Genomic DNA, 26,670 nt, shown 5'->3' on the forward strand with positions numbered 1-26,670 from the left:
GCATTTTTACGAATGGAAAATATTAAAGCTCGTCATTTCATAGCCTCAGCTAATGCCAGAGATAGTTGCGACGACACCTGGCCTGTTTCCGCTTCCGGACTGGGCCAAGGACGAGCTGTCCCACCTGAAAGGACACCAGAAGACCGATCTCATCAGCGGCGACGAGGGCGAGGCGATTCTCGACGCCTACGACCGCGCCCGAAGCGAGGTCGTCGACGTACAGACCGACGCCGGCCTCGACCGCGTCAGCGAGGGCCAACTGCGCTGGGACGATATGCTCGCGCACCCGCTCGCTGTCCACGACAGCGTGGAGACCCGCGGCATCGTCCGGTACTACGACAACAACAACTTCTACCGAGAGCCGGTCGTCACGGACGACCTGACCGCCGACGGCGACGTCGCGGCCGAACTCGACGCCGCCGCCGAGCTGGTCGACTCCGGCCTGCAGGCCGTCCTGCCGGGCCCCTACTCGCTCGCGGACCTCGCGACCGACGAACACTACGGCGACGACGCCGCGTTCCTCGACGCCGTCGCGGAGTTCCTCGTCGGCGAGGTCGAGCAGTTCCCCGACGTGGAGACGCTGTTCCTGCTGGAGCCGTCGCTCGTCGAGACGCCGCCCGGAGACGGCGCGGACGAGCGCGCCAGCGAGGCCATCGACGCCGTCGCCACGGCCATCGACGCCGAGGTCGTCACCCACACCTACTGGGGCCCCATCGAGGAGAAGACCTACGCGCACCTGATGGACGCAGACGTCGACGCCATCGGCTTCGACCTCGTGGCCGACCACGACAAGAACGTCTACAACGTACAGGAGTACGGCACGAAGGACGCTGTCGCACTGGGCCTCGTCGACGGCCAGAACACCCGCGTCGAGTCGCCCGAGACCATCCGCGACCGCATCGACTGGTTCGAACAGCAGACGAACACGGTCTACGACACCGTCTACGCGACCACGAACACCGAGACGTTCTACCTGCCGGTCAACAAGTTCGAGGACAAGATTCGCTCGCTGGCCAACGCCGCGACCCTGGAAGCCCCGGAGGCAGACCAATGACAGGACCACGAGAGCAGTTCCGACCCGAGGACCACGACAACGACCACTTCCTGCTGACGACCGTCGTCGGCTCCTACCCCAAGCCCAAGTGGCACGACCGCGCCCGCGAGATGTTCGAGGACGACGAGGCCAACTTCGGCACGAAGGAGTGGGAAGAGTCGAAAGACGACGCCTCGCGGCTCATCACCCACGAGCACGAGCGCTGTGGCATCGACGTCGTCTGTGACGGCGAGATGCGCCGCAACGAGATGGTCGAGTACTTCGCCCACCGCATCGACGGCTACGAGTTCAACGGCCCCGTGAAGGTGTGGGGCCACAACTACTTCGACAAGCCAAGCGTCGCCGACGAGGTCGAGTACGGCGAACAGTGGCTCGTCGAGGAGTTCGAGTTCACCGACGAGGTCGCCGAGCGACCCGTCAAGGTCCCCATCACGGGGCCGTACACGCTGGCCCGCTGGTCGTTCAACGAGGTCTACGACAGCGAGGAACAGCTGGCCTACGAGCTGGCCGAGCTGGTCAACGAGGAGATAGAGGCCCTCGTCGAGGCGGGCGCCCGCTACATCCAGATCGACGAGCCCGCGCTGGCGACGACGCCGGACGACCACGCCATCGTCGGCGAGTGTCTCGAACGCATCGTCGCGGACATCCCCGACGACGTCCGTCTCGGGCTGCACGTCTGCTACGGCGACTACTCGCGCATCTACCCCGAGATTCTGGACTACCCGGTCCACGAGTACGACCTGGAACTGGCCAACGGCAACTACGAGCAACTCGACGTGTTCAAAGACGACGAGTTCACCAAGGACTTCGCGATGGGTGTCCTCGACGCCCACACGGCCGAAGCCGAATCCGTCGAGGAGATAAAGGCCAACATCAAGAAGGGGTTGGAGGTCGTTCCGCCCGAGCGCCTGACCGTCTCGCCCGACTGTGGAATCAAGCTCCTCCCCCGGGAGGTCGCCCAGCAGAAACTGGCGAACATGGTCACGGCCGCTCGCGAAATCGAGTCGGAACTCGACGCCGGCGAAATCGACGTCGTCGCGGACAGCGGTGCGGAAGCGAGCGCGGATGACTGAAACGACGAGCAGTCTCGTCTGCGAGTAGTCAGTCATCCGGGCAGCGGATGACTAGCGTGGTTCGACCGTAGGGAGAACCACGTTATACCGAACGGGGCACGAAGTGGCCCGTGAGGCACGAAACACCGAGCGGCCTTGTCCGCGAGCAGCGAGGTCGCGTCAGCCAGTTCCGCGACTGCACCAATTACCCACGAAAGAACTATTCTGGGAGCGAATTGGCTATAGTGGAGATGATAGTGAAGTGATAGATACTCTCCCTAGATTCGACGATAGTCGAAATACTAATCGACCTTCGCGAAAAATAATACATCGCTTAGAAATCAAAAATAACTGACTGATATTTTTCTGAATGTGGCTTTTAGACCTAATTGACCGACTTCTAGCGCAAATCCTTCGTGTGCAAATATACGTATGCTAACTACTGTCGCTGGGAAAGAGTTTAGTTGTACTCGACAGATATATCGAACGAGATAATCGATGACCGACGATACACACCTTCGGGCGGAACTGTATCTCCGCGGGGACACGTACGGGACCTTCGATGCCCAGCAGCAGGTGTTGAACAGGGTCAACCGGCTCGAAGCCAACGGGGTCTTCACCGAGTCGATGGTGGCCGGCGAGTGGCAGCGAATCAGGACGATGGCCGAAGACACCCGCTCGGGGGCGCTGGCGACCTACGAGGAGTTCGCCGACTGGGCCGACCGCAACGGCTCGTCGCTGGAGCCGGCCTTCGAGCACCGCACGCGGACCTACGTCGGTATGGACCGCGTCGACGAGGTGGTCGTCTTCCCCGTCGTCTCGCTGGCTATCTACGACGAGAAACGCCTGCAAGCCGTCTTCCCCTGTGCCGACGGCGAGTACGTCTACACCGTCGGTGACGCGCTGGAAGCCTTCGAGCGCGGCGACGAAGCGTGGCTGGCCCAGTTCGATACGGTCGGGGTCGACCGGACCGAACCGTGGCTCGACGCCGGCGTCGAAGCGCTGCCCTAACCCCGCAGCGCCTCGACCGGTTCTTCGCTCGCTGCTTTCCACGCCGGGTAGAGTCCACTGAGGATACTGACCATGACGGCGAAGCCGAACGCGGCGGCCAGATAGGCGGCGTTGGCGAGACGGAACACCGCGGTCGCGTCGTCGACCGTGTAGTGATTGATAGCGAGGCCGGCGCCGAAACTGAGCACGACTCCGACGAGGCCGCCGACGACGCCGAGCAACGCGGCCTCGGTCAGCATCACCTTCAGCACGTCCCGCTTCTGATAGCCGACCGCCCGCAGGACGCCGATCTCTTCGCGCCGCTCGACGGTCGACATCAGCATGACGTTGAGAATCGAGATGCCGGCCACGAGCAAGGATATGGAGGCGATGCCGACGAGGACAGTGTTGATGACCTGGAACGTCTGGTTCACCTGGTCGACGACGGAGCCGAGCTCCTGGACGTTGACCCGCTCCTCACGTTCGTTGAGCGCCGACCGGATGTCCATCGCCGTCTGGTTGGCCTGTGTCCCCGACTGTGCGGTGACGTACACCTGCTGGTAGCCCCGGAACTCGAAGGAACTCACGGGCAGGTAGATCCGGTTCTCGGGGTTGAGCTGTGAGAACGAGCCCGTGGATTCGAGGACGGCCCGGACTCGCATCGACGTCCCGTTGACCTGAATGGTGTTGCCCGGCTTGAGGTCGTGCTCCTCGGCGACGCCCTCACCGACGAGGACGCCGCTCTGGAAGGGCTCCGGAATCCGGCCGTCCGTGGCGTTGTACACCTCGGCGGGCTGTTCCAGCCCGTAGACTAGCTCGCTGCTGTTCCCGGAGCGGTCGTACGAGATGGGCTCTACGCGTCGTTTCTCCGGCGAGACGCTCACCCCCGCTCCGGCCACGCGCCGAATCTCCCGGACGTCCCGCTCGGTCAGGTTCTGGACGTCGGCCTCGCGGTTCGGCGAGACCGTCACCTGATTGCCGAGCTCACCGAGGTTCTCGGAGATGGAGTACTGCAGGGCGACACCGAACATCCCCAGGGAAGCGATGGCGATGACGCCGATGACGATGCCCAGCGAGGCCAGCAGCGACCGCATCCGGGTCCGGGTCAGATTCCGCCGTGCCATCAGCACCGCCGGGAACCGGCGGTAGAACGGCTCAAGCATCCACCTTCTCCCGGCCGACGTGACCATCGACCAGATGGACGGTCCGGTCGACGTACTCGTTGACCAGCTCGTCGTGGGTCACGGCGACGATAGCCACGTCCTCCTCGGTGGCGATACGCTGGAACTCGTCGAGAATCTGCCTGCCGGTGTCGCGGTCCAGACTGCCGGTCGGCTCGTCCGCGAGGACGATGGTCGGGTCGTTGATGAGCGAGCGCGCGATGGCGACGCGCTGTTTCTGCCCGCCCGAGAGCTGGTCGGGTCGGTGGTCGAGCCGGTCACCGAGGCCGACGCGCGTGAGCAGCTCCCGAGCGCGGGCCGCCCGGTTGGGGTCGCGGTCGAACAGCCGCGGGATTTCGACGTTCTCGGCGGCGGTCAGCGTCGGCAACAGGTAGAAGTGCTGGAAGACGAAGCCGATGGTCCGCTTCCGGAGCCTGGTCCGCTTGCGGTCACCGAGGTCAGTCACGTCCCGGCCGTTCAGTTCGACGCGGCCCTCGGTCGGCGTCGCGAGCAGCCCGAGGATGTTCAACAGCGTCGTCTTCCCGCTCCCGCTCGGTCCCATGATGGAGACGAACTCGCCGCTCTCGAGCGAGAAGTCGATGCCTTTCAGCGCCTCCAGGGTCTGGCCGCCGGTCCGATATCGCTTGACCAGTTCCCGTGCGTCGATGACGGTCATATTTCGTCGTCGTCATCGCCGCGCCGGTAGCGACGGACGAGGAGCCCGGCGACGACCAGCAGTACAACGGCGCCGAGTCCGACCACCGCAAAGAGGCCGGCGCCCGGACCGCCGCTGCTGCCGGCTTGCTCTACCGGCTGTCCGGTGAGCCCCGGGTCCACGGGCGCGGAGAACTGCTGGCGGACGCGCGTCCCGTCGACGAGATAGCTCACTTCCAGCGGTATCGACGTGACGTTGCCGCTGGCCCGGGCGGTGAGGTCGAAGGAGCTGAAGTCACTGCCGGGCACTTCGCCGACGAAGAAGTCCCTGTTCGGCGCCGCCGGCTCGACGTTCTCGCCCGGGAGCACGCGCACGACGACGCTGCGGACGGTCATCGCGCCGACGTTGCTGGTGCTGCCGGTAATCTGGAGCACGCCGCTTTCCCGTGTGACGTCGAGGCCGGTGAGGTCGATCGAACCGGGCGCGGACCGGAGCGTGGTGGTCGTGTTGACCCGTCGCTGTGCCGACCCGCTCTCGTAGGCCGCGCTGACGAGCACCGTCGCGGACCGTTCCGAGAGCGTCGCGTTCAGCCTGACCCGCTTCGTAGAGCTCGCCGGGACCGAACGCACGATCGTCTGGCTCACGGTCGCGTTCTCGGAGACGCCCGTTACCACGACGTCCTCGGCGGGCGTGTTCCCCTTGTTGACGACGTCGACGGCGAGCGTCTGGTCGGTCCCGGTGCCGGACCGCGACGTGTCCAGTACGACGCCGCCGCGGTAGGCTTCGGTCTCTATCGTGCGGTTCTGGGTCACCGTCCGCTCGGTGCCGCTGGGGAGCGTGTAGGAGACGGTCGCGGTCAGTTCGTGGGTCCCGGCTCGCTCGGGTCGGAAGCGGAACTCCGCTTGTGCCGTCTCGCCCTCGTCGAGCGAGGCGAACACGGAGCGGTCGTCGAGCACTCTGGCGCCGTCGCCGGAGACCGACACCTCGACGTTCGAGACGCTCGTATCGAGCCCGTTCGCCACCGTCACGGTCCCGTTCGAGGCCACGCCGGCGACCGAGTCGTCGGTCTGTACGCCGACCTGTGGGTGGCGCTCCTCCACGGACAGGGAGACGGGGTAGCGCAACTCGACGTCCTTGCCGGTGTTTGCGTTCTCAGCGTAGACGTAGACGCGGAGGTCGCGGGTGCCCGCGTCCTCGAAGGTGTGGGTCAGCGGGAGCGAGACCTCCGCGCCCGGCGACAGCGTCCCGACGTTTGTCACGCGGGCGTACTCGTCGATTCCGTCGCCGCCGACGCCACGGATGGTGACGGCCCGAATCTCGAGGGGGTCGCCGCTGCTCTGGAGGTTCCGAATCGTCGGCGTGAACGTGACCGATTCTCCGGGAGCCGGACTGGTAGGTGCGACCGTGACGTTAGTCACCGACGCGTTGATCTGAGCGCCTGCGACCACTCCGGGAGCGGCCGCCAGTACGACCAGTGTCACCACTAGCAACCGGCGCATCGGTTCGCTCCTATGGGTCGAACAGGTAGTTGTCGGACGAGACGGTTGGAGAGCGCCTCTGCGGGGGGTGTTCCCATAGCGGGTTTGCGGCGACCGATATGATAAATCCGACGAATTTTCACCTCGTCCGGGCGCGGTATTTTAGGCGTGTGGCACGATAGCTGCCTCCATGGACAGGGCCGACCTCCAGCCGCGGGTACGCGACGTGGCCGGAGCCATCGAGACGATGGAGACGCGAGGAGCCGCAAACATCGCCGACGCGGCGGCCGATGCACTCAGGGCACAGGCCGATGGGAGCGAGGCCGAGACGGCCGCGGCGCTACTGGCGGAGCTCCGGGCGGTCGCACGACTCCTGCTCGCGACGCGGCCGACGGCGGTCAGCCTCCCGAACGCCTGCCGGTACGTGTTGCGGCGGACCGGCGGCGACTCCGTCGAGGCGGTCCGGGCGAGCGCCGTCGAGAGCGTCGCGGAGTTCCGGGCCAGACTGGAGACGGCACAGCGCGACCTCGGCCAGGTCGGCGCCAACCGGCTCCGGGACGGCGACACCATCATGACCCACTGCCACTCGACCGACGCGCTGGCCTGCGTCGAGGCGGCCGTCGACGACGGGAAGGCGCTGACAGCTCTCGTCAAGGAGACCCGACCCCGAAAACAGGGCCACATCACCGCCCGCGAGCTGACCGAGCTCGGCGTCGACGTGACGATGGTCGTCGACAGCGCCGCCCGGCGGTACATGAACGAGGTGGACCACGTGCTGGTCGGCGCCGACGCCATCGCCGCCGACGGGAGTGTCGTGAACAAGATCGGCACCTCGGGACTGGCCGTCGTCGCCCGTGAGCGCGGGACACCCGTCGTGGTCGCCGCCGGGACGCTGAAGCTCGACCCGGCGACGATGACCGGTAACGCCGTCGAGATCGAGATGCGCGAGGAGAGCGAGGTGCTCGACGAGACGGAGCGAGAGGCCATCGGCGACATCTCGGTCGAGAACCCGGCCTTCGACGTGACGCCGCCACGCTACGTCGACGCCATCGTCACCGAGCGCGGCCAGTTTCCGCCCGAGAGCATCGTGACGCTGATGCGCGAGCTGTTCGGCGAGGGGCCGACCGAGCCCTGGCAGGAGCCATGAGCGACGAGCCGTTGCGCGTCATCTGTGCCGGCCACGTCAACTGGGACGTCACGCTGCAGGTCGACCGGCTCCCCGAGCCCGACGGCGAGGCCAGCATCGCCGACCAGTACCAGTCCGGCGGCGGGAGCGCGTCGAACGTGGCCGTGGCGCTCGCGGGACTGGACGCCAGCCCGCTCCTGCTCGGAAGCGTGGGCCGCGACGAGAACGGCCTGCTGGTGCGGCGCGAACTGGACAGCGCGGGCGTCGAAACGGCCCTCGTCGAGACCGACGGCGAGACGGCCGTCAAGTACCTCGTGGTCGACGATTCGGGCGAGCTGATGATGTTCGGGAACGAGGGGGCAAACGAGGCCTACGCCGCCGCGGACCTCTCGGCGGCCCAGCTCGCCGGTGCCGACCACCTCCACCTGACCAGCCAGTGCCCCGAGACGGCAGTCGAACTGGCCCGCGCCGCGTCCGAGGCGGGACTGACGGTGAGCTTCGACCCCGGTCGACGGCTCGCGGACCGGGACTACGCGGCGACCATCCGCAACACTGACATCCTGTTCTGTAACGAGCGCGAGGCGACTGTGCTCCGGGACGAAGCCGACGCGGTTGACACGCTGGTCGTCAAACAGGGCTCCGGCGGTGCGACGGCCTTCGACGGGGACCGGGACGTGGCCCATCCGGGATTCGCCGTCGACCCGGTGGACACGACGGGTGCCGGCGACGCGTTCGCCGCCGGATTTCTCGTGGCCCGCGCCGACGGCGACGCTATCGAGCGGGCGCTCGCAGTGGGCAACGCCTGTGGTGCGCTCGCGGCCCGGACGCCCGGCGCTCGGGTCCAGATAGAGTGGCGCGACGTGGACGCGCTCCTCGATATCGGCCCGAGTGAGCCGTGAGTCGTCGCGAGTCGTCTCACTCACCGAACGGTCGCCCCTTTCTGGCCCGACCGAGGTGTCGAGAGCGACTGCCAGCGGCGCTTTTGACGCTACAGAGCGCTCGAAACCCAGCGGTCGTCACTCCGGAACCGCTTCCAGCAGCCGCTCGAACTGCTGGCGGTACTGGGCCTCGGCGCGGGCCTTGACCAGCCCGGAGTCGTCGTCGAACACCGCGTCGAAGCCGGCCATCCGCCACAGGAGCGTCGAGAGCTGGTACAGCGGCCGGCGGTCGGCGTAGCCGTCCTCGAAGTCCATCGGCCGGTGGGCGGTGTACCCCTCGTGGAACTCCGAGCGGAGCGACTCGCGCACCTCGGGGTCGGTGAAGGACGAGTCGATGAAGAGAAACTCCGTCTGTGCGAGGTTGTATTCGGGGAGCGCCGCGAGCACGTCCTGCCAGTCGAGCACCGCCGTAATCGGCTGGTCGGCGCCGGCCTCGAACAGCAGGTTCGCCGGTCGGAAGTCGTCGTGGACGAGCCGGGGGACGCCGTCCTCGGGGACGAACTCCAGCGCGGGCTCGATTTTCGTCACCGCCCGGTCTCTCACGTCCGAAAACGGCGTATCGTCGAGTCGCGAGAGGTGGGCCCGCGTCAGCTGCTCGAAGTACTCCCGCCAGCTCCCCATCCAGTCACGGACGATGAGCCGGCCGTTGTGGAGATCAAGCCGTCCGAACGCCTCGAACCCGATTTCGGAGTGGAGGTCCCCGAGGATGTGGCCCGCCTGGTGCATGACGTGACGGCGGTCCGCCGACGAGAGCGTCGCGAACTCCTGGGAGAGGTTCTCCCCGTGGACACGCTCGGTGACGAAGTAGGGGCGCACGTCGACGGTGGGTTTCTGTTTGAACACGAGGATGCGGGGCACCGGCACGTCGGTCCGGTTGGCGACGTACTCGTGGAGCTTCGGCTCGATGTCGAAGGGGATGTCGCCGGCCGGTTTGAACTTCACGACCACCTCGTACTCCTCGCCGCCGTGGTCCAGTGTCACCATGTAGACATCGCTCTGGTGACCACCGCCCGGCGTCTCGAAGGTGAACCCGTTGTAGTCCGGCCCCGACTCGTCGAGGACAGCGCGGATATCGTCTTCCGGCGTCGACACTGGGAGCGGCTAAGAGGGTTGGCTAAATAAAACTGTCAGTGTCCGGCCGCCGGCGGTGTGTCCGACACCTACCGCGGCGTCTCCGTCCCCCACTGCTCCAGTGCGACGGCTAGCTCCGGGGTCTCCGCCGCTGCGTCCTCGATGTCGCGGCCCGCGGCCACGGCGTCGACGGCGGCTCTGAGCGCTTTCGCGCCGGCGTGGGTCCCGTCGGGGTGACCGTGGACCCCGCCGCCGGCCTGCACGCCGATGTTCGTCCCGCAGCGCTCGACGAGTTCGGGGACGAGCCCCGGATGCAGGCCGCCCGAGGCCATCGGGAGCACGTCGGTGAGCCCGTGCAGGTCCGAGTAGAGCCACTCGTTGATGCCGACAGTGTCCTCGTTGGCCAGCTTCCCGAGGTCCGCGGTCCCGGTGTGGATCTGGTCGACGCCACAGAGCCGGGCGACCTGTGCGACGACGCGCATCGAGACGCCGTGGTCGGGCAGGCGGTCGAAGGCGGCGTGCATCGCGCGGTGGGCGTGGATGGCCAGCCCGTGTTTCTCACAGCGCTCGCGGACCTGCTGGACCGCGGCCCACCCCGTCGTCACCACGTCGACCATCACGTACTCACAGCCGTGTTCGGCGGCCAGGTCCACTCGCTCCAGCATCTCGCCCCCCGCGGCGGTGACGTTCAGCAGGTAGGACTTCGTCTCGCCGGTCTCGTCTTCGGCCCTGTCGCGCATCGCCAGCGACTCGGTCAGGCGGTCCTCGAAGGGGTTGAACGACTGGTCCGTGAGGTTCTCGTCGTCTTTCAGCAGGTCGAGCCCGCCCGTCCAGGCCTCGTAGCCGATCTGGGCGTGCTGGTCGGTCGAGAGCCCGACCTTCGGTTTCGGGACCGTCGCGGTAATCGGCCGGTCGCCCGCGTCGAAGATGTCGGTTCGGACACCGGTACCGAACTGCGGCCCGGGAAAGGAGGTCGCCAGCGGCTCGGGCCACGTGCAGTCTTGCAGGCGGATGCGGTCGACGGCCTTCATCCCGAGGATGTTGCCGGCGATACAGGACAGCACCTGGGGCATGTTCCCCGGCTCGAAGAGGGCGTCGGGGTAGGCGACGGTGACGCGGTAGCCGTCGCGGCCCTCGCTCACCGTCGCGTCCTCGATGCCACAGGCCGTCGCCGAGAGGTCCGTCACCGACCCCTCGACCTGCAGCTCGGCCCAGGTGCCGTTGGAGGACTCGCTCGCGACCCGGCTGGCCGCGGACTCCGGGGTCTGATCGGCGGCCGGCTCGACGTAGAACGCACAGACGAGTTCGGTCTCGTCGGGCTCGTGGTCCAGGTCGAGGAAGTCCTCGTAGGTAATTCCTACCATGATAACAGTACGCACGCTGGCGTGATAAATCTGGGGCGGTGCTACGAGCCGTCTCCTCTCGCGACTCCCACTGCTTTTGAGAGCCAGCTGTCCCTTTCTGGCTGTTCAATCCGCGGTGGCCGAGTCCGCTGTGAGGGCACCCAGCGGCGACACTCGCTTAGGCGGCGCACCCGAACACCGCCCATGGTGGAACTCAGACTCATCGCGGGCGTGGCCCGCACTGGCGTCATCGGCGACGGCGAGACGATACCGTGGCACTACGACGCGGACGAACAGCAGTACAAGGACCGCGTCGCCGACCACCCGGTCGTCGTCGGCCGCAAGACCCACGAGGGGATGACCCGCATCCGCGGCACCCACCCCGTCGTCGTCACCGGCAGCCCCGAGGAGTACGACGAGGACGGCGCCACCTTCGTCTCGACCGTCGGAGACGCCGTCGACGCCGTCGCCGCCGAGGGCGACACCGGCTGGGTCATCGGCGGCCAGTCGATCTACGCCATGTTCCTCCCCTACGCACACCGGGCGTTCGTCTCGGAGCTGCCCGAGACGGCGGTCGCGAGCCGCGTGTTCCCCTATCTCGGGACGGACTGGTCGGTCGAGGCGCGCCACGAGTACGACCAGTTCGAGGTCGTCGAGTACGAGAACCAGGCCCCGCTCGACCCCGAGAACGCGTCGGCCTGACCCGCCTGACGGCGGTGCCGCAATCACCAACGCTTACCGTGACCAGTCCTTGGTGACGGCTATGCAAACGGTCGACGCGGCAGGGCTGCAGATCGGTGACGACCAGCCACCACGCATCATGGGCGTGCTGAACGTCAGCAAGGAGTCGCCGTACTCGCCCTCGGTGTACGACGACCCGGCGGAGGCCGCAGCCTACGTCGACGAGGAGCTCGTCGGCGAGGGGGCCGACATCGTCGATATCGGGCTGGAGTCGGCCAACAAACGGCTCGACGTGCTCTCCGCCGAGGAGGAGCTCGACCGGCTGGACATCGCCCTCGAAACCATCGAGTCCGTCAGCGGCGACGCCGTCTACTCCATCGAGACCCGCTACGCCGAGGTCGCCGAGGCGGCCATCGAGGGCGGTTTCGACATGGTCAACGACATCTGTGGCTTCGCCGACCCCGAGATGCCCGCGGTCTGCCGGGAGTACGACGTGGCCGTCGCCAAGATGGCGAGCCCGCCGGACCTCGAACGGCCCGGCGCCGTCGAGGAGACCGACTGGGCCGCCCGCCGCTCGCCGGAGTGGGCCGAGTCGGCCGACTACGTCGACCAGGTGTACGAGGCGCTGAAACAGAACGGCCTCACCGAGAAGACCATCGTCGACCCGGCCTTTGGCGGCTGGAGCGAGGCCAAGACGATTCGGGACGACCACGCGACCTTCGAGCGCCTGCGGGAGTTCCGCGGGTTCGGTCGCCCCATCCTCGTCTCCATCAACCGGAAGAACTTCCTCCGGACCATCGCCGACCGCTCGACAGAGGCGGCCCTGCCCGTCTCTCTGGCCGCGACGGCGATGGCCGTCGAACGGGGCGCACACATCGTCCGGACCCACGACGTCGCTGAGACGGTCGACGCGGCCCGCATCGGCGAGGCGTTCACCGAGCGCGCCTACGAAGCGGACGACGGCGTGACCGTCACCGAACTCGACGCCCGCCACTCGGGCGAGGTGTCGCGCCATCTGGAACGGCTTGGCGCGGCGACGGGCGTCAGCGAGGCCTACGTCGGCCGCGTCTTCGAGGTCGCAGGACTGGCTCCCGAGGCCGCCTCGACGCTCGCCGCCGTCGCCGAAGAGACCGGCCTCGTCGTCAGTGCCGGTGACGGCGGGGCAGTCGTCGGCGGCCGGCCGGACACGCTCCGGGCCGTCGCGACGGAGCTGTCGGGGACGGCGGCCTTCGAGCCGCTCGTCGAAGCGATTCACACGACGCTGTCGGAGTGACCGCATGGACTACCTACAGGAACGCATCACGACGCTGCACGACCTGACCGACGAGGTCCCCGAGATGCCGGCGGGCGACAGCGCGGTCGTCGTCCCCATCGCCGGGGAGTGCGAGGCCGCCGTGACACCGACGAACGTCTTCGAGGCTCTATCGACGGTCGGGCCGAGCGAGGTCGTCGTGCCCCTTCGCGGGCCGCCCGAGGTCGCTGCGGCCTTCGAGGGCTGGGTGGAGCGGTTCGACCTCGACGTGACGACGCTGTGGTGTAACGCGCCGACGGTGGCGCCGCTGCTCGACGCGCACGGGCTCGACGGCGCGATGGGGAAAGGCCGGGACGTGTGGCTCGGACTGGGGCTGGCCGCGAGCCGCGCCGACTACGTCGCGGTGCACGACGCCGACGCCTCGACGTACTCGGCCGCGCACGTGCCGCGCCTGCTCGCCCCGCTGGGGATGGGACACGCCTTCGTCAAGGGGTACTACGCCCGCGTCGAGGACGGCCAGCTCTACGGCCGGCTCGCCCGGCTGTTCGTCGCGCCGCTGTTGCGTGCGCTCTCTACTACCCACCACGACCCGCTGCTCGCCTATCTCTCCGCCTTCCGCTACCCGCTGGCCGGCGAGTTCGCGTTCACCGCCGAGGCCGCCCGCTCCATTCGGGCCCAGCGGGCGTGGGGGCTGGAGATAGGCATGCTCGGCGAAGCCTACGACGTGGTCGGCGAGGCCGCGACCGCGCAGGTCGACCTCGGGATGCACCGCCACGACCACCGGCCCGTCGGCGGCCGGGGCGGGCTGTCGACGATGGCGGAGGAAGTCGGCGAGGCGCTGTTCCGCGTCCTCGAAGACCACGGTCTCTCGCCCGACTACGACAGCCTGCCCGGGGCGTACCGGGACGCGGCGGCCGAACTCGTCCGACAGTACGGGGCCGACGCGGCGGTCAACGGGCTGGCCTACGACGCCGAGGCCGAGCGCTCGCAGGTGGCCGCCTACGCCGAGCGCATCCGACCGCCCGGCTCGGACGACCGACTGCCGGCGTGGACGGAGACGACGCTCCCGCCGACGGCGGTGCTCGACGCCTCTCGGGAGGCGCTCGGGTCGCGACCGGGCTGAGCGCCGAGCGACTGCGGCAACGCGAGCCGGGTTGGAATCCGTTTCAACGGGGCCCGATCCGGCGCCCGTGTGATTTTATACCATGGGCGGGCACAGCTATAGCTATGCCGGCGACACGCTTTCGGACTCCGTCACGAGCCGTCTTCACCACAGGACTGTCCCGACTGCGACACGACACCAGTGACCGATGACGGACAGAGACATCTATCTCCCCGTCGCCGCACAGCCGTCCGTCGAGACGCTGGTCGGTCTGGGCCAGCTCGCCGAGGCCCACGGCTACGAGCGGCTCTGGCTCCCGGAAACGTGGGGCCGCGACGCCGTCACAGCGCTTTCGAGCATCGCCCGGGAGACCACCGACGTGGGTATCGGGTCCTCCCTCCTGAACGTCTACTCGCGCTCGCCGGCGGTCATCGGCCAGACCGCGGCCACGCTACAGGAGGTCGCCGACGGACGCCTGCGCCTCGGCCTCGGCCCCTCCGGACCGCGCGTCATCGAGGGGTGGCACGGGGCCGCCTTCGAGCGGCCGCTGCGCCGGACCCGCGAGACCATCGATATCGTGAAACGGGTGCTGTCGGGCGACACCGTCGAGTACGACGGCGATATCTTCCAGCTCTCGGGCTTTCGGCTCCGCTGTGAGCCGCCGTCACCGGCCCCGCCAATCGACGCCGGCGGGCTGGGCCCGAAATCGGTGGAGCTCGCGGGGCGCTTTGCAGACGGCTGGCACGCCATCCTCTTTACCGCCGACGGGATGGCCGACCGGCTCGGCGACTTCGACCGCGGGACCGAGCTGGGCGACCGCGACCGGGGGAGCCAGCGGGTGACGCTGTCGGTCCCCTGCTGTGCGCTGGAGGACCGTGAGCGGGCCCGGGAGCTGGCCCGCCAGCACGTCGCGTTCTACATCGGCGGGATGGGCACCTACTACCGGGACGCGCTCGCCAGACAGGGGTACGAGGCGACCGCCAGCGAGGTGTTCGAGCGGTGGAACAACGGCGAGCGCGAGACCGCCGTGGCCGCGATCGACGAGGAGCTGCTCGACGCGCTGGCCGTCGCCGGCACGCCCGAGGAGTGTCGGGACCGGATCGGCGAGTTCGAGGCTATCGACGGAGTGGACGCGCTCAACATCTCCTTCCCGCGGGCGGCCGAGCGGGCCGACATCGAGGCGACGATGGCCGTGCTCGCGCCGTAGGCGGTCCGGGCGAGCGCCCTACTGGGCCCCGGCCAACGGGCTGATGTCGCCGCGGCGCCCGTCCAGCACGGCGAAGCGCTCGTCGCGGCGCCGTTCGAGCCAGTGGAGCAGCCGCTCGGCCCAGCGGAGCTTCTCGCGTTTGGCCGGGGGCACGTCCGGGTCCTCGAAGTCCCAGCCGGCAAACACCAGCTCGGCGGCCCCGAAGTGGTCGGCGGTAAAGGCCGCCCTGTCGCCGTCGGTGAACCCGCCGAAGTTGTGGACGGCCCCGGTCGGGGCGGCCTGCGTCGTCGGGACCACGAAGTCGGCGTCGTAGGTCGGGACGTGCCGTTCGACCGCCGGGACGTTGTCGCCGTGTGCGTGGGCGAACACGGGCGTGCCCGATTCGGTGAGCGAGCGACCGGTCTCGGGGTTCTTGTCGAGGTCGGTCACCATCGCGTCGACGGTGACGCCGACCGACTGCAGGCGGTCGACCGCCGTCGACGCCGCGAGCACGCGGTCGGCCTCGGCCGCCCGGTCTGCCTCGGCCTCCAGCGAGGGGCCGGCGCCGGCGATAGCGACTGTTCGCCCGTCCAGACCGAGCCGGTCGGGGTGGTACGTCTCCGCGTCGGCCAGCAGCTCACCGAGTCTATCCCGCGCCCGTTCGTCCCCGTCACGGGGGTAGCCAAACGCCGCGAGCAGCCCCTCGTACACCGGTTCCCACGTGTGAAATTCCATAGCTATCGCTGAACGATTCGTTCCAGATAAAGCGGGTTGAGCCGAAATGGCACGTCCGTGTACCCCTACCCGGGTGCCCTTCCGGCTTTCACGCCAGTGTTTTGACGCCTCCGGTATAAGCTTTCTCTTACTCACACCTGCGAACGAGTAGTGCTCACCTCGACACCAGTCGTCTCCGGCGGGCTACCGCGGCTCCGCGGTGGCGCCGCGACAACGCCCGACATCGCGCCCTTTTAATCTCGCTGTCGGCAACACGGGGTATGGGCAAGGTCAACATCGGGTTGCGCGGCTGGCGATTCGACGAGGACGTGCTGGGCGAGGACGGACGCGTGCGGCCGCTGGCGACGATGGAGCCCGAAGACCGCCAGCGTCTGCTCGTGCTCGCAGACCGGGTCGTCGACCCCTGTGACGCCTGCTGGCTGGCCTACGGGGAGGACCGAATCGACGAGTGCAACGTCGCCGAGGCCATCTACGGCGAGCCACGCGGCGAGGTCGTGCTGTGTTCGGCCCACGAACCCGACTTCCTCTACTGGTTCCGTGAAGAGGGCGGGACTGACTTCGCCGGCGAGCTCGAACTTCGGGACGCCTTCCACCAGTGGTTCCTCGACGGCAACCGCGCCCCCGACGGCTACGAGGGGCTGGAACACGTCGACGAGGACCCCACGTCGCTGCCGGAGGCCCCCGGCCGAAACGAGGCCATCCCCGGCTTCGAGGAGGAGATAGCGGGCATCGACGAGTCGGACCTCGACGCGATGGACCTGAACCTCGACGACCTCGACGTATGATATCGGTCGCCGTCGTCGACGCCGAGACGCCGGGCAACGTCGGCACTATCGCCCGGTCGATGAAGAACTTCGGCCTGTCGGAACTGCTGCTCGTGGACCCGCCGGAACTCGACCCCGACGGGGAGGCCTACGGGTTCGCGGGGCAGGCCCGGGAGGACATCCTCCCCGGTGCCCGCGAGGTGAGCTTCGACTATCTCGTCGAGAACTACCACACCGTCGCCTGCACCGCGACGACCAACGAGGACGACTCCAGCCACGTCCGCTACCCCGCGAAGACACCGGCCGAACTGGCCGACTCGCTCCGGGGCGTCGACAGCGATAGCTGCCTCGTCTTCGGCCGCGAGCGGGTCGGGCTCACGAACGACGAACTCGCCCGGCTGGACGAGATCTGTTCGATTCCCGCGAGCGGCGACTACCCGGTCCTGAACCTCGGGCAGGCCGCGACTATCGTCCTCTACGAACTGCGGGAACTGACCGTCGAGCGCGACCAGCACCCGGAAGAGCTCCACGCCCGGGCCGACGAGCCGGCCGTCGAGGGACTCCACGAGGAGTTCTCGACGTTCCTCGACAGCATCGACCACCCCGAGGAGAAGCGCCACCGCGTCCGGCGGCTGTTCCGTCGGCTGGTGGGCCGTGCCCACCCGACCGGTCGCGAGGCCAAGACGCTCAGGGGCGTGTTCCGGCGGGCCCGACAGCGCATCGAGCGGGAGAGGGAGTGACCGCGGGACGGCTCAGTTCCCGGCCCGCTCCGACGGGGTCGCGTCACCGAGATAGGTCGCCGTGAGGTAGGCGTCGATGTCGGCGACGATGTCGCCCTCGTAGGTCCAGAACCCGTCGTACTCGTTGTCGCCGTCGAGTTCGTGGGCCAGCAGGGCCGCCCGCCGGTCCGGGTCCCCACCGCCGTCGTAGACGACGAACCACGAGTTCGCTATCTCCTCGTTGGCTATCTCGTGGATGGTCACGCCCGGCACCGTCGTCTCCGTGTCCGGGGTGCCATAGACGTGCACGTCGACGCCGCTCGCGGCGAGGCGCTCGTAGATACGGGCGGCCCCGTCGTCGCCGACCAGATTCGAGAGCCGCTGGAAGCCGGCGTGTAGCGTGCCGGAACCGGTCCGGTTGGCAAGCAGTTCCACGCTGTGGCTCACGTCGACGAGGAGCCCCTTCTCGGCGGTCGAGGCGCCAAACACCGACCGTTCGAGCTTCGTCAGCAGGTCGCTCGTGTGTCGCTTCCCGAGCCCGTCGGTCGTCGCCGACTCGATGTCGATAGCCCCCCGGAGCGCGGGGACGGATTCGCTGGCCAGCAGATTGTCGCCGTGGTGCAACAGCGCCACCGACCGGGGCTGGTCGACATCGAGCGAGGCCGTCCGAACGTCGACCCCGTGGCGCCCGACGTACCGCTCGACGACGGCCAGCTCCTCCGGCGGGCCGCTGTAGTTGCACACGGTCAGAGTCGGTGCGTCGGCTCGCACGCCGGCCAAGATATCCCGGAGCGAGTCGGCGATTGGACCGTCGGCCGGACGGGTGACACGCGACTGCTCGGTGTCGTCGACGCCCGCCGGGCCGTCGGCCGCGTCGGCTGACTGTCGGCCCGGCTGGAACGGTGTCCAGTCCGTGGTCCCACTGGGGTGGCCGAGCACGCGGAGCTGCGCGCTCTCCTCGGTCTCGCGGACCTCGATAACGCCGTCGACGAACGACCGGAGCTGCTGGAGGTGCTCCTCGTCTATCGTGTCGGCGTGGGCCACGACGAAGCCGACGCCGTCGGCGTCGCTGATGCGGCTGGTGACGACGTGGAGAAAGCGGACGACCTGCTCGGGCGCGGCGTACATCGACATCGTCGTCAGGGAGAGCAGGCCAAAGCGGAGCCGGGAGGAGTGGTCGGCGTAGAGCCGCTCCAGCAGCGTCGTCAGCTCCATCCCGATGCCCGTGAGGTCGGCGGGCGAACTCACGCGGCTGTCGAGCGGCCCGACCCCCTCGGACCCGTGTGAGTCTCCGACGCAGTCCACCACGCCGAGGGGGAGCGCCTCGGCCGGTCCGTCGGTGAACTCGGCCAGCGAGGTCCGCACGTCGGCGGCGCTGGCGTCCGTCGAGACCACGGCCACGCCCTCCTCGTCGAACCCCGCCGCCAGCAGCTCCATGGTGAGTGTCCGTTTCCCGGTCATCGGCGGGCCGACGACGAGCATCGTCGAGCCGGGAGGGATTCCCTCGACGGGCAGTAACGATCCGACAGTAAACATAGCGGCGTTACGAGAGGGTGTATTAGAAGTGTATCGCCCGAAGGTGTCGCCCGGCGTACCTGTTAGGCGCGTTTCTGTATCTCCTCGCGCAAGACGTTACTGACGGTGTCCCCGTCGGCTTTCCCCCGCAGCGCGCCCATACACTCGCCCATCAGCCCGGAGAACGCACCCATCCCCTCGCTCTCGACCTGGTCCGCGTTGCGCTCGACGACGTCGGCGACGGCCTCGCGCACTTCCGCATCGTCGACACCGCCCAGCCCCTCCCGCTCGACCGCTTGCGCTGCGGTCAGCTCGGGGCTCTCGGCCAGCGCCGCGAGCAGGTCCTCGATGCCCTCCCGGGGCACGTCGCCGCCGTCGACCAGTTCGAGCGTCTCGCGGAGGTGGTCGTCGGTCAGCGCCCCGACGGCCACGCCGTCGCGGCGCAGTTCCGTCAGCGTCGATTCGAGCGTCCCGGCCGCGAGCGTCGCGTCGACGCCGCTCTCGACCACCGACTCGAACAGCGGCCACCGCTGTCCGTAGGCCACCTGCTCGGCGAGCCCCGAATCGAGGCCGAACGCCGCCTCGTAGCGCGCGACCTTCTCGGTGAGCAGCTCCGGCGTCGCCACCTCGCTTGGGTCGGGTTCGACCGGCGGCACGTCAGTCTCGGGGTACATGCGGGCCGCGCCGGGCAGGGGCCGGAGGTACCGGGAGGTGCCGTCCTCCATCGCGTCGCGGGTCTCCTCGGGCACGCCGTCCATGGCCGTCTCGGCCCGCTCGACGACCGCGTCGATAGCCAGCTCGGCGGTTTCGGGGTCGTCCGCGACGAGGGCGACGGCGTCCTCGGGACCGGCCCCGACGGCCGCTCGCAGGGACTCGACTTCAGCCTCGGTGACGCCGTAGGCCGGCAGTTCGTCCGTGTGGAAGATGCCGCCGGCACCGTGGCGCTTGGCGTGGTCGGAGAACTCCGTACCGAGCCGGCGGTCGGGCTGTATCTCCCGGCCGACGAGGCCGTCGAACCCCTCCAGCAGGACCGCCTGCACGCGCCCGCCGCTGTCGAGGGCACCGCCGATGACGCCCGAGTCGGTCCCCTCGAACACGTCGGTCACGTCCTGTGGGTCGCCGACCGCGGCGTCGCGCTCGCCCAGCTCCGCCGCGATGTCGATGAGTTCGACCTGCCTGCGGACCTCGTTGCGGACCAGGTCGTCGATGTCGTCGAGGCTCTGGACGCCCTTCAGCTCGATGCGGGCGCCCTCGGCGATGGAGACGTTCACGTCCTGGCGAATCGTCCCGAGGCCGCGCTTTACCTTCCCCGTCGAGCGAAGCAGCATGCCGATGCGCTCGGCGGCCTCGCGGGCCTGCTCGGGCGAGCGGATGTCGGGCTTGGTACCGATTTCGACCAGCGGAATCCCGAGCCGGTCGAGCGAGAAGCGAACGCCCGAGTCGGTCTCCTCGACGCGCTGGCAGGACTCCTCTTCCAGCAGCATGTCCTCGATGCCGACGGGTCCCTCGCTCGTCTGTATCTCGCCGTCGTTGGCCACCAGCATGGACCGCTGGAACCCCGTGGTGTTCGAGCCGTCGACGACTATCTTCCGCATCACGTTCACCTGGTCGACCACGTGCATCTCCATCAGCTGGCCGATCTCCATGGCCGTCTCCATGGCCTCGCGGTCGACCCGGTGGGGCGGCTCGTCGTCTTCCTCGACCAGACAGGTGGTGTCGTAGGCGAGGTACTCGAACTCGCGGTCGACCATGCTCTCCTCCAGGGCGGCGTCGTCTATCTCGCCCAGCTCGCTTTTCGTCGGGTGGAGATATCTGGTGAAGGTGTGGTCGGCGGCCTCCGGCTCCCGCAGCGCGGTCGGACACGCACAGAACAGCTTCGTGGCCGTATCCAGCTGCTGGTGGATTTCAAGCCCGGCTACGAGTCCGAGCGCCTCGTAGTCGAAATCGGCGTCAGTCATTATGGTCGTCTGCGGGACCGGGGGCCAAAAAACGCTCCCTTCGGCTTCCACTCCCGGGACGCGGAACGGTCACAGTCCCGGCGAAAACTGTAAATCGCCTCTCGTATAACTGAGTATACGATGAGTAAAACGATTCGTGTCTCCGAGGAGTTTCACGAACTCGTTCGTGCGCACAACCACGAGGGCGAGACGATGGAGGAGACGCTCCGACGGCTCACCCGCGGGCCGGACCCCGACGTGCTCGCCGAGGTCATCAGCGGGGGTGACGAGCGGGCGGCAGCCGCGCTGCGAGACGCTGTCGAACGGAGACGCGAGCGCGGTCGGGAGCGACGTGATGGGGTTCGTGAACGGTTCGAATGATACTTGACACCTCGTTTTTGCTCGACCTCAAGGACGGCGACGAAGCCGCGTTCGACCGAGCGGTCGCGCTGTACGACCGGGGAGTCGTCCAGCGGGTCGCGATGCCGTCGGTGTGGGAACTCCACTACGGTGCGGCATACACTGACTCGGCGGACGAACGCCGTCGTGTCCGGAATCTCCTGTTGATGTATCCCCACGCCGATATCGACCAGGAGACGGCTCGGCGCGGGGCCGAACTGCTGGCGAGAGCCGACAGTGGGGCTGGTGGCGCGAACGGCGTCGATACCGAGGACGGGCTAATCGGGGCCGTTGCGGACAGACTTGGCGAGCGAGTTCTGACCGACAACGTCGACGACTTCGACCGGTTGGGCGTCGAGTACGAGACCTACTAATCGCTGGTCATCGCTCACGGCTCGCTTCGCTCGCTGCTCGCCATTTCCGAGAGCCCGAGCGAAGCGAGGGGTCCCGCTACTCGTCTCCGAGAATCCCCCGATGGGTCATCTTCTCCGGGTCGAGCACCTCGTCGACCTCGTCCTCGTCGAGGTACCCCTCTTCGAGGACGACCTCACGGATGGTCTTGTCCTCCGCGAGCGCCTTCTTGGCGACCTTGCTGGCCTTGTCGTAGCCGATAGCCGGATTGAGCGCCGTCGCCAGTGCCATCGACTGCTCGACGCGCTCGGCGCAGTGTTCGGCGTCGGCTTCGAGCTTGGCGACGAACTTCTCGGCGAACACCTCCGACCCGTTGGCGATGAGCCGTGCGGACTGCAGGAAGTTCGAGGCCAGCACGGGTTTGTAGAGGTTCAGGTCTATCTGGCCCTCGGCGGCGCCCGCCGAGACCGCGGCGTCGTTGCCGACGACCTGCTTGTGGAGCTGGTTGACCGACTCGGCGACGACGGGGTTGATCTTCCCGGGCATGATGGAGGAGCCGGGCTGGTTCTCCGGCTGGTCTATCTCGCCGAGCCCGTTGCGCGGCCCGGAGGCGAGCAGCCGGAGGTCGTTGGCGATCTTGTTCAGCGAACCGGCGACGGTGCGCAGGGCGCCGTGGGCCTCGCTCATCGCGTCGTGGGCGGCCTGGGCCTCGAAGTGATTGTCGGCCTCGCGGAAGTTCAGGTCGGTCTCCTCGCTGATGTACTCGGCCGCCTTCGCGGGGAACTCGGGGTGGGTGTTCAGCCCCGTGCCGACGGCGGTCCCGCCGAGTGCGAGTTCCGAGAGCCGACTGTGGGTGTCCTCGACGCGGGCGATGCCTTTCTCGACCTGCGTGCGGTAGCCCGAGAACTCCTGTCCCAGCGTGATGGGCGTGGCGTCCTGCAGGTGGGTGCGGCCGGTCTTGACGACGCCGTCGAACTCGTCCTCTTTGTCGGCGAGCGCGTCTCGGAGCGTCTTCAGCCCGGGAATCACGTCTTTCTCGACGGCCTCCAGCGCGGCGACGTGCATCGCCGTCGGAATCACGTCGTTGCTCGACTGCCCGAAGTTGACGTGGTCGTTGGGGTGTATCTCGCGGGTCCCGATGTCGCCGCCGTAGATTTCGGTCGCGCGGTTGCTGATGACCTCGTTCGCGTTCATGTTCGAGGAGGTGCCCGACCCGGTCTGGAACACGTCGACCGGGAACTGGTCGTCGTGGTCGCCGGCGATGACCTCGTCCGCGGCCTCGACGATGCAGTCGGCCTTGTCGTCGGGAATCATCCCGAGGTCGCGGTTGGCCTCTGCGGCGGCCTTCTTCACGACACCGAGCGCGCGGACGAACCGCCGCCCGAAGGTCACGTCGCTGATAGGGAAGTTCTCGATGGCTCGCTGTGTCTGTGCCCCCCAGTAGGCGTCGGCCGGCACCTGCATCTCTCCGAGGCTGTCCCGTTCGGTCCTGAACTCGTCGCTCATACCCGAGGGGTCGGCCGCCCGCTCGTAAAAGCCACCGGTCCACGTCGCCGTCGCCAGTTCTGCCGGCCTACGGGGGAGCTCAGGTCCAGCGGTCCAGCCCGGTCTGGACGACCGACTCGTCGATTCGCTCGAAGCCCCGCCGGACCTCCTCGGCGTCGACCTCCCACTCCTCGGTGACGAACGCGCGGGCGGCGTCGAGGTCGGGGTCGATATCGTCTGGAATCTCGTAGTCGTCGCTCACGGCGGGGTCGAGAAACAGCGAGCGGATGCGGTCGGCGTGGTCGATATGTTCGCCTCGCTCCTCCAGGACCGCAAAGAGGTCTCCGTGTTCGTCGAGTAGCTTGACCGCGGTTTTGGGCCCGATACCCGAGATACCCTCGTTGAAGTCCGTCCCCATGAGGATGGCGGCGTCGACCAGTTGCTCCCAGGTGAGTCCGGTCGCGTCGAGCGTGGCCTCGAAGTCCATCAGCTCGGGGTCGCCCTTCGAGGTGAGCTGGCGCAGGGTGTAGGGCGCGCCAAAGAGCAGGGCGTCGTAGTCCTCGGTGCCGACGTAGTCAACGTCGCCCTGCCGGGCCATGTAGGCGGCCTGCCCCTCCCCTTCGGCTGGGGCGTCGACGACGGGGACGTCGAGCAGGGAGAGCAGTTCGCGGGTCGTCTCGACGATCGTCTGTGTCAGTCGCTGGGTCCGAGAATCGAGCTTCGCGACCCGGACCGAATCGCCGGACTCGCGGGCGTCTGCCAGTTGCTCCTCGTACTTCTCGCGCTGGTCGCGGCGCTTCTGGACCTCGTCGTCCTTGAGCTCGGTGACCGCGCCGTCGAAGACGAACACGGGCGTCAGGTCGTGCTCGAAGAACTTCGGCAGTCCCTGGACGACGCCGATGAGGTTCGCCACTTCGGCGCCGTCGTCGGTGGTGTACTTGTGGTCGCTCGTGAACTTCACCGTCGTCGTGAGATACCGGTAGAGCCAGTTGTGGGCGTCGACCGCGACCACAGTCCCGTCCAGGTCCTCGAAAGCGACGTCTTCGAGCGCCGCCAGCGAGCGCAGGTCAGCGTTTCCCATTGGACGGGCGTTGGGTGGACAGCGATTTGAATCATCCGGGTCCGACTCCGGACGAAGCGTGCCCCGTACTGGGGCGCGGCCGAGCAATCCCGGTCAGGTGGGCGCGTCGAGGACGTCTGGCGGCTCGCCGTCTATGTGCTCGTCCAGGAAGGCCTGCTCCTCGTCGGACAGGTCCCGCTCGCGGAACACCGCCAGTCCCGCTCGGTAGCGTTCCGCGCTCCGGTCGCCGGGCCATTCGAGTGTCAACTCGGCCAGCCCGTGTTCCACACCGGTAAAGGAGAAGCCGGCGCGATAGGCCGCCTGATACGAGAACGGGTTGTTCACGCTGATGGTGACCCGCTCGTAGCCCCGCTCGCGGGCCCGCTCGCGGACGAACCGGAGTAGCCGCGGTCCGAGCCGCTCGCCTCGGCGGTCTCTCCGGACAGTGACGTAACGGACACACAGCGTGTCCGGGTCGGTCCGGTCGGCGTCGAACGCCACCGCGGCCACGACGCCGTCGTCGCCCACGACGGCTTTCCCCGTCGAGGTCATCACGAACTTCCCCGCGTAGGCGAACTGTCGGTGGTCGAGCCGGAGCCGGTGGTCGTCCTCGGGCCAGCCCAGCAGCGCGAACTCCATACGGTGTGTTCCCGCGCGGGCCATGTAGTTCCCCGCGACCCGGCCGGCTTTACCCGCGGCGGGCCAACGTCGGGTATGCACGGCGATATCGGACCGTTCGACCGGTTCGCGCCGCTGTACGACCTGCTGATGCCCCGCGCCCGCGCGAGCACGCTCCGGGCCGGGCTGGCGTGTGCCGACCGCGAGGTCGAGCGGGCGCTGGACGTCGGCGGTGGGCCGGGTCGGGCGATACGCCGGCTGGCTCTCCCCGAGCGTGTCGTCCTCGACGCGGCCCCGGGGATGACCCGCCGTGCCCGGACCCACGGCCTCGACGCGGTGCTCGGCGACGCGAGTCAGTTGCCGGTTCGCTCCGGGAGCGTCGACGCGGTGCTCGTCGTCGACGCGCTCCACCACATGGGGCCCGTCGACGACGTGCTGTCGGAGGCGGCCCGCGTGCTCGCTCCGGGCGGCGTTCTCGTCGTCAGGGAGTTCGACCCGGGGACGCTCCGGGGCCGCGGGCTGGTCGCCGCCGAACACCTCGTCGGCTTCGACTCGGTGTTTTACCGGCCGGCGGCGCTGGCAGAACGGCTGCAGCGGGCGGGACTGGCCCCGAGAACCGTCGAGAGCGGCGTTGGCTACACGGTCGCCGGCGTCGCCGAAAACGGGGAAGCGAAGTAGGCTGAGTCCAAAGTCGGGGCATGAGCGTTGCGAGGGCGGACCTGACTCCCATCGACCTCTCCTCGAAGACGGCCACACTGGCGGCCGGCGACATCGGCGCGATACTGCTGTTCGTCGCCGTCGGTGAGTACACACACGGCTACAACCCGCTCGTCGACGTGGGGCGGGTCGCCGGGACCCTCGCGCCGTTTCTCATCGGGTGGCTGGCGGTGGCCGTCTTCGCCGGGCTGTACGACAGCGACGCCCCGGGGACACTCGTCAGTTCGATTCCGGTGACGCTTCTGAGCTGGATCGGTGCAGTGTACATCGCACAGGTGCTTCGAGCGACGGCCGTCTTCCACGGGGACGCGGCGCTTACGTTCGCTATCGTCTCGGTTCTCGTCGGGGGCGCCCTGCTCTGTCTGTGGCGAGGCGGTGCGACGGTGCTACTCGACGGATAGACGGGTGTAGAACTGGGCGGTCGCTGGCCCGGGGCGTAGCGCTACCGGAGGTCGGCTACGTCGAGGGACATCGACGACTGGATCCACGCCTGGTGGTTCTCCCGGTCGTAGATGACGAACTCCTCGTCACCGATGTTCAACTCGGCGTATCGCCGTGCCGATTCCTCGCTTTGGGCGTCGTTCGTGTCGTTCGTGGCGTTCGTACTCATTGGTTTCGCCGGGGCAAGCCCCGGGACACTCCCTCCACTCTGTGATATCTCGTTACCGATTATAAGCACTCGGACCCAGTTATCATTCCGTAAAATAACTCAGCCCAATCCCCAAGCCGACCGATATCCGATTTCAGATGCTGAAAATACCGGCTCACCCGGACCGGGTGGGCTCCTCCCGACACGGTCCGACCGCCCGTCACTCGGGTCTGCAGTCTGTCGACACTCGATAGTGAGATGCCGACAAAAGCCGTTTTGAGGCCGTACTACAGCGGTTTCGGGGGTCGAATAACGCCCCCTCGGAGTCGCGCTATATTCTCATAACTTATGGATATGCCACATCGATTAATCCAAGGAAGTATCTGGTGCCTACACAAAATACTATACAGGATTTACGCGAAACGCTTATGTACCCATCGGCCATACTATAATTTACAATCATGACGGGTTATTACGACATTGTCCTTGGACTTATCCCCCTCGCGATGGCAGGAATCACTGGTAGTCTCGTCGTCGCCGGCTTCGCTCTGACGACAGCTATCCCGATGGCGTCGGTCGTCGCGGTCGGTCTCATCGGCCACGCGATGTTCGTGCGTGCGCCGGTCGACCCCGTCCCCACCGAGCCCACCGAGTCCGTCCAGTCCGACCCAGTGCAGGCCACGGAGTAGCCCG

The 26,670-nt window shown here is 67.9% G+C and carries 28 protein-coding genes; 16 read left to right on the forward strand and 12 right to left on the reverse strand.

All coding sequences use genetic code 11. The annotated features are described in order from the left end of the window. The first annotated feature begins 52 nt into the window (after positions 1-52). The 3 genes from NDI56_RS02385 to NDI56_RS02395 all read left to right on the forward strand — a co-directional run bounded on the left by NDI56_RS02385 (position 53) and on the right by NDI56_RS02395 (position 3,117). The gene (locus NDI56_RS02385; RefSeq protein ID WP_310917812.1) at positions 53-1,054 is read left to right on the forward strand and encodes a 5-methyltetrahydropteroyltriglutamate--homocysteine methyltransferase; all 1,002 of its coding nucleotides are present in this window, start codon (positions 53-55) and stop codon (positions 1,052-1,054) included. Beyond that, positions 1,051-2,127: a methionine synthase gene (locus tag NDI56_RS02390; protein ID WP_310917813.1), complete on the forward strand. Its 1,077-nt coding sequence runs from the start codon at positions 1,051-1,053 to the stop codon at positions 2,125-2,127. The genes NDI56_RS02385 and NDI56_RS02390 overlap by 4 nt, the downstream gene beginning before the upstream one ends. A gap of 477 nt (positions 2,128-2,604) precedes the next feature. Beyond that, positions 2,605-3,117: an HTH domain-containing protein gene (locus tag NDI56_RS02395; RefSeq protein ID WP_310917814.1), complete on the forward strand. Its 513-nt coding sequence runs from the start codon at positions 2,605-2,607 to the stop codon at positions 3,115-3,117. On the opposite strand, the gene NDI56_RS02400 is transcribed toward NDI56_RS02395, so the two are convergent. From NDI56_RS02400 to NDI56_RS02410, 3 genes are read right to left on the reverse strand one after another with little or no spacing between them, the layout of a single operon-like run. Further along, positions 3,114-4,259, reverse strand: a complete 1,146-nt coding sequence (locus NDI56_RS02400) for an ABC transporter permease (protein ID WP_310917815.1) — start codon at positions 4,257-4,259, stop codon at positions 3,114-3,116. The two genes, NDI56_RS02395 and NDI56_RS02400, sit on opposite strands and share 4 nt — an antisense overlap. Then, the gene (locus NDI56_RS02405; RefSeq protein WP_310917816.1) at positions 4,252-4,932 is read right to left on the reverse strand and encodes an ABC transporter ATP-binding protein; all 681 of its coding nucleotides are present in this window, start codon (positions 4,930-4,932) and stop codon (positions 4,252-4,254) included. Before NDI56_RS02405 ends, NDI56_RS02400 begins: the two co-directional genes overlap by 8 nt. After that, a complete protein-coding gene (locus NDI56_RS02410) occupies positions 4,929-6,410 on the reverse strand; it encodes a COG1361 family protein (protein WP_310917817.1) in 1,482 nt (493 codons plus the stop codon). Before NDI56_RS02410 ends, NDI56_RS02405 begins: the two co-directional genes overlap by 4 nt. 169 nt (positions 6,411-6,579) lie before the next feature. On the opposite strand from NDI56_RS02410, the gene NDI56_RS02415 reads away from it, so the two are divergent. Together NDI56_RS02415 and NDI56_RS02420 are read left to right on the forward strand one after the other, a co-directional pair. Next, on the forward strand, positions 6,580-7,536 hold the full coding sequence (locus NDI56_RS02415) for a ribose 1,5-bisphosphate isomerase (protein WP_310917818.1): 957 nt from the start codon (positions 6,580-6,582) through the stop codon (positions 7,534-7,536). Continuing rightward, complete coding sequence (locus tag NDI56_RS02420; protein WP_310917819.1) at positions 7,533-8,414, forward strand: ATP-dependent ribose-1-phosphate kinase; 882 nt, start codon at positions 7,533-7,535, stop codon at positions 8,412-8,414. The genes NDI56_RS02415 and NDI56_RS02420 overlap by 4 nt, the downstream gene beginning before the upstream one ends. Before the next feature lie 117 nt (positions 8,415-8,531). On the opposite strand, the gene NDI56_RS02425 is transcribed toward NDI56_RS02420, so the two are convergent. Together NDI56_RS02425 and rbcL are read right to left on the reverse strand one after the other, a co-directional pair. Next, positions 8,532-9,545, reverse strand: a complete 1,014-nt coding sequence (locus tag NDI56_RS02425) for a phosphotransferase family protein (RefSeq protein WP_310917820.1) — start codon at positions 9,543-9,545, stop codon at positions 8,532-8,534. A gap of 68 nt (positions 9,546-9,613) precedes the next feature. Next, on the reverse strand, positions 9,614-10,888 hold the full coding sequence (gene rbcL, locus NDI56_RS02430; protein WP_310917821.1) for a type III ribulose-bisphosphate carboxylase: 1,275 nt from the start codon (positions 10,886-10,888) through the stop codon (positions 9,614-9,616). Between the two features lie 183 nt (positions 10,889-11,071). Between rbcL and NDI56_RS02435 the strand changes: the two genes are divergently transcribed. From NDI56_RS02435 to NDI56_RS02450, 4 genes are all read left to right on the forward strand, one after another. After that, positions 11,072-11,569 (forward strand): dihydrofolate reductase, encoded by a 498-nt coding sequence (locus tag NDI56_RS02435; RefSeq protein WP_310917822.1) that lies wholly within the window; start codon positions 11,072-11,074, stop codon positions 11,567-11,569. A 61-nt stretch (positions 11,570-11,630) separates the two neighbouring features. Further along, positions 11,631-12,821, forward strand: coding sequence for a dihydropteroate synthase (gene folP, locus NDI56_RS02440; RefSeq protein WP_310917823.1), 1,191 nt, complete (start codon positions 11,631-11,633; stop codon positions 12,819-12,821). A 4-nt stretch (positions 12,822-12,825) separates the two neighbouring features. Next, on the forward strand, positions 12,826-13,923 hold the full coding sequence (locus tag NDI56_RS02445; protein ID WP_310917824.1) for a glycosyltransferase family protein: 1,098 nt from the start codon (positions 12,826-12,828) through the stop codon (positions 13,921-13,923). A gap of 187 nt (positions 13,924-14,110) precedes the next feature. Next, positions 14,111-15,109 carry a TIGR04024 family LLM class F420-dependent oxidoreductase gene (locus tag NDI56_RS02450; protein ID WP_310917825.1) on the forward strand — a complete coding sequence of 333 codons (999 nt, stop codon included), beginning with the start codon at positions 14,111-14,113 and terminating at the stop codon, positions 15,107-15,109. Between the two features lie 18 nt (positions 15,110-15,127). Here the strand turns inward: NDI56_RS02450 and NDI56_RS02455 are convergent, their stop codons facing one another. Then, positions 15,128-15,823 carry a 6-hydroxymethylpterin diphosphokinase MptE-like protein gene (locus NDI56_RS02455; RefSeq protein WP_310917826.1) on the reverse strand — a complete coding sequence of 232 codons (696 nt, stop codon included), beginning with the start codon at positions 15,821-15,823 and terminating at the stop codon, positions 15,128-15,130. A gap of 260 nt (positions 15,824-16,083) precedes the next feature. Here NDI56_RS02455 and NDI56_RS02460 point away from each other — a divergent pair, with 260 nt between their 5' ends. Continuing rightward, positions 16,084-16,608 (forward strand): DUF8114 family protein, encoded by a 525-nt coding sequence (locus NDI56_RS02460; protein ID WP_310917827.1) that lies wholly within the window; start codon positions 16,084-16,086, stop codon positions 16,606-16,608. Then, positions 16,605-17,327 carry an RNA methyltransferase gene (locus tag NDI56_RS02465; protein WP_310917828.1) on the forward strand — a complete coding sequence of 241 codons (723 nt, stop codon included), beginning with the start codon at positions 16,605-16,607 and terminating at the stop codon, positions 17,325-17,327. The genes NDI56_RS02460 and NDI56_RS02465 overlap by 4 nt, the downstream gene beginning before the upstream one ends. Positions 17,328-17,339: 12 nt before the next feature. Here NDI56_RS02465 and NDI56_RS02470 read toward each other — a convergent pair whose 3' ends face one another. Then, positions 17,340-18,842, reverse strand: a complete 1,503-nt coding sequence (locus tag NDI56_RS02470; protein ID WP_310917830.1) for a DUF7504 family protein — start codon at positions 18,840-18,842, stop codon at positions 17,340-17,342. Positions 18,843-18,904: 62 nt separating this feature from the next. Then, the gene (gene gatE, locus NDI56_RS02475) at positions 18,905-20,779 is read right to left on the reverse strand and encodes a Glu-tRNA(Gln) amidotransferase subunit GatE (protein WP_310917831.1); all 1,875 of its coding nucleotides are present in this window, start codon (positions 20,777-20,779) and stop codon (positions 18,905-18,907) included. A gap of 120 nt (positions 20,780-20,899) precedes the next feature. Between gatE and NDI56_RS02480 the strand changes: the two genes are divergently transcribed. Both NDI56_RS02480 and NDI56_RS02485 read left to right on the forward strand, forming a co-directional pair. Then, positions 20,900-21,139, forward strand: a complete 240-nt coding sequence (locus NDI56_RS02480; protein ID WP_310917832.1) for a hypothetical protein — start codon at positions 20,900-20,902, stop codon at positions 21,137-21,139. After that, a complete protein-coding gene (locus NDI56_RS02485) occupies positions 21,136-21,531 on the forward strand; it encodes a PIN domain-containing protein (protein WP_310917833.1) in 396 nt (131 codons plus the stop codon). The genes NDI56_RS02480 and NDI56_RS02485 overlap by 4 nt, the downstream gene beginning before the upstream one ends. A 76-nt stretch (positions 21,532-21,607) precedes the next feature. Here the strand turns inward: NDI56_RS02485 and NDI56_RS02490 are convergent, their stop codons facing one another. The 3 genes from NDI56_RS02490 to NDI56_RS02500 all read right to left on the reverse strand — a co-directional run bounded on the left by NDI56_RS02490 (position 21,608) and on the right by NDI56_RS02500 (position 24,692). Beyond that, positions 21,608-23,014 (reverse strand): class II fumarate hydratase, encoded by a 1,407-nt coding sequence (locus tag NDI56_RS02490; protein WP_310917834.1) that lies wholly within the window; start codon positions 23,012-23,014, stop codon positions 21,608-21,610. Positions 23,015-23,093: 79 nt separating this feature from the next. Continuing rightward, positions 23,094-24,074, reverse strand: a complete 981-nt coding sequence (gene fen, locus NDI56_RS02495; protein ID WP_310917835.1) for a flap endonuclease-1 — start codon at positions 24,072-24,074, stop codon at positions 23,094-23,096. 93 nt (positions 24,075-24,167) lie between these two features. Beyond that, positions 24,168-24,692, reverse strand: a complete 525-nt coding sequence (locus NDI56_RS02500) for a GNAT family N-acetyltransferase (protein WP_310917836.1) — start codon at positions 24,690-24,692, stop codon at positions 24,168-24,170. Positions 24,693-24,767: 75 nt separating this feature from the next. On the opposite strand from NDI56_RS02500, the gene NDI56_RS02505 reads away from it, so the two are divergent. Both NDI56_RS02505 and NDI56_RS02510 read left to right on the forward strand, forming a co-directional pair. After that, a complete protein-coding gene (locus NDI56_RS02505) occupies positions 24,768-25,349 on the forward strand; it encodes a class I SAM-dependent methyltransferase (protein WP_310917837.1) in 582 nt (193 codons plus the stop codon). Positions 25,350-25,369: 20 nt separating this feature from the next. Then, positions 25,370-25,789, forward strand: coding sequence for a DUF3054 domain-containing protein (locus tag NDI56_RS02510; RefSeq protein ID WP_310917838.1), 420 nt, complete (start codon positions 25,370-25,372; stop codon positions 25,787-25,789). A gap of 41 nt (positions 25,790-25,830) precedes the next feature. Here the strand turns inward: NDI56_RS02510 and NDI56_RS02515 are convergent, their stop codons facing one another. Continuing rightward, complete coding sequence (locus NDI56_RS02515) at positions 25,831-25,998, reverse strand: DUF7331 family protein (RefSeq protein ID WP_310917839.1); 168 nt, start codon at positions 25,996-25,998, stop codon at positions 25,831-25,833. Positions 25,999-26,438: 440 nt separating this feature from the next. On the opposite strand from NDI56_RS02515, the gene NDI56_RS02520 reads away from it, so the two are divergent. Next, entirely contained in the window at positions 26,439-26,666 is a 228-nt protein-coding gene (locus NDI56_RS02520; protein WP_310917840.1) for a DUF8015 family protein, read from the forward strand. Positions 26,667-26,670: the final 4 nt, after the last annotated feature.

The sequence above is a fragment of the Halomicroarcula saliterrae genome (assembly GCF_031624395.1).
Taxonomy (GTDB): Archaea; Halobacteriota; Halobacteria; order Halobacteriales; family Haloarculaceae; genus Haloarcula; species Haloarcula saliterrae.

Bases quoted from the DNA above. Each gene is read 5' to 3' on its own strand.
- NDI56_RS02385 (WP_310917812.1), top strand. From the start codon at position 53: ATGCCAGAGATAGTTGCGACGACACCTGGCCTGTTTCCGCTTCCGGAC.
- NDI56_RS02390 (WP_310917813.1), top strand. From the start codon at position 1,051: ATGACAGGACCACGAGAGCAGTTCCGACCCGAGGACCACGACAACGAC.
- NDI56_RS02395 (WP_310917814.1), top strand. From the start codon at position 2,605: ATGACCGACGATACACACCTTCGGGCGGAACTGTATCTCCGCGGGGAC.
- NDI56_RS02400 (WP_310917815.1), bottom strand. From the start codon at position 4,259: ATGCTTGAGCCGTTCTACCGCCGGTTCCCGGCGGTGCTGATGGCACGG.
- NDI56_RS02405 (WP_310917816.1), bottom strand. From the start codon at position 4,932: ATGACCGTCATCGACGCACGGGAACTGGTCAAGCGATATCGGACCGGC.
- NDI56_RS02410 (WP_310917817.1), bottom strand. From the start codon at position 6,410: ATGCGCCGGTTGCTAGTGGTGACACTGGTCGTACTGGCGGCCGCTCCC.
- NDI56_RS02415 (WP_310917818.1), top strand. From the start codon at position 6,580: ATGGACAGGGCCGACCTCCAGCCGCGGGTACGCGACGTGGCCGGAGCC.
- NDI56_RS02420 (WP_310917819.1), top strand. From the start codon at position 7,533: ATGAGCGACGAGCCGTTGCGCGTCATCTGTGCCGGCCACGTCAACTGG.
- rbcL (WP_310917821.1), bottom strand. From the start codon at position 10,888: ATGGTAGGAATTACCTACGAGGACTTCCTCGACCTGGACCACGAGCCC.
- NDI56_RS02435 (WP_310917822.1), top strand. From the start codon at position 11,072: ATGGTGGAACTCAGACTCATCGCGGGCGTGGCCCGCACTGGCGTCATC.
- folP (WP_310917823.1), top strand. From the start codon at position 11,631: ATGCAAACGGTCGACGCGGCAGGGCTGCAGATCGGTGACGACCAGCCA.
- NDI56_RS02445 (WP_310917824.1), top strand. From the start codon at position 12,826: ATGGACTACCTACAGGAACGCATCACGACGCTGCACGACCTGACCGAC.
- NDI56_RS02450 (WP_310917825.1), top strand. From the start codon at position 14,111: ATGACGGACAGAGACATCTATCTCCCCGTCGCCGCACAGCCGTCCGTC.
- NDI56_RS02455 (WP_310917826.1), bottom strand. From the start codon at position 15,823: ATGGAATTTCACACGTGGGAACCGGTGTACGAGGGGCTGCTCGCGGCG.
- NDI56_RS02460 (WP_310917827.1), top strand. From the start codon at position 16,084: ATGGGCAAGGTCAACATCGGGTTGCGCGGCTGGCGATTCGACGAGGAC.
- NDI56_RS02465 (WP_310917828.1), top strand. From the start codon at position 16,605: ATGATATCGGTCGCCGTCGTCGACGCCGAGACGCCGGGCAACGTCGGC.
- NDI56_RS02470 (WP_310917830.1), bottom strand. From the start codon at position 18,842: ATGTTTACTGTCGGATCGTTACTGCCCGTCGAGGGAATCCCTCCCGGC.
- gatE (WP_310917831.1), bottom strand. From the start codon at position 20,779: ATGACTGACGCCGATTTCGACTACGAGGCGCTCGGACTCGTAGCCGGG.
- NDI56_RS02480 (WP_310917832.1), top strand. From the start codon at position 20,900: ATGAGTAAAACGATTCGTGTCTCCGAGGAGTTTCACGAACTCGTTCGT.
- NDI56_RS02485 (WP_310917833.1), top strand. From the start codon at position 21,136: ATGATACTTGACACCTCGTTTTTGCTCGACCTCAAGGACGGCGACGAA.
- NDI56_RS02490 (WP_310917834.1), bottom strand. From the start codon at position 23,014: ATGAGCGACGAGTTCAGGACCGAACGGGACAGCCTCGGAGAGATGCAG.
- fen (WP_310917835.1), bottom strand. From the start codon at position 24,074: ATGGGAAACGCTGACCTGCGCTCGCTGGCGGCGCTCGAAGACGTCGCT.
- NDI56_RS02500 (WP_310917836.1), bottom strand. From the start codon at position 24,692: ATGGAGTTCGCGCTGCTGGGCTGGCCCGAGGACGACCACCGGCTCCGG.
- NDI56_RS02505 (WP_310917837.1), top strand. From the start codon at position 24,768: ATGCACGGCGATATCGGACCGTTCGACCGGTTCGCGCCGCTGTACGAC.
- NDI56_RS02510 (WP_310917838.1), top strand. From the start codon at position 25,370: ATGAGCGTTGCGAGGGCGGACCTGACTCCCATCGACCTCTCCTCGAAG.
- NDI56_RS02515 (WP_310917839.1), bottom strand. From the start codon at position 25,998: ATGAGTACGAACGCCACGAACGACACGAACGACGCCCAAAGCGAGGAA.
- NDI56_RS02520 (WP_310917840.1), top strand. From the start codon at position 26,439: ATGACGGGTTATTACGACATTGTCCTTGGACTTATCCCCCTCGCGATG.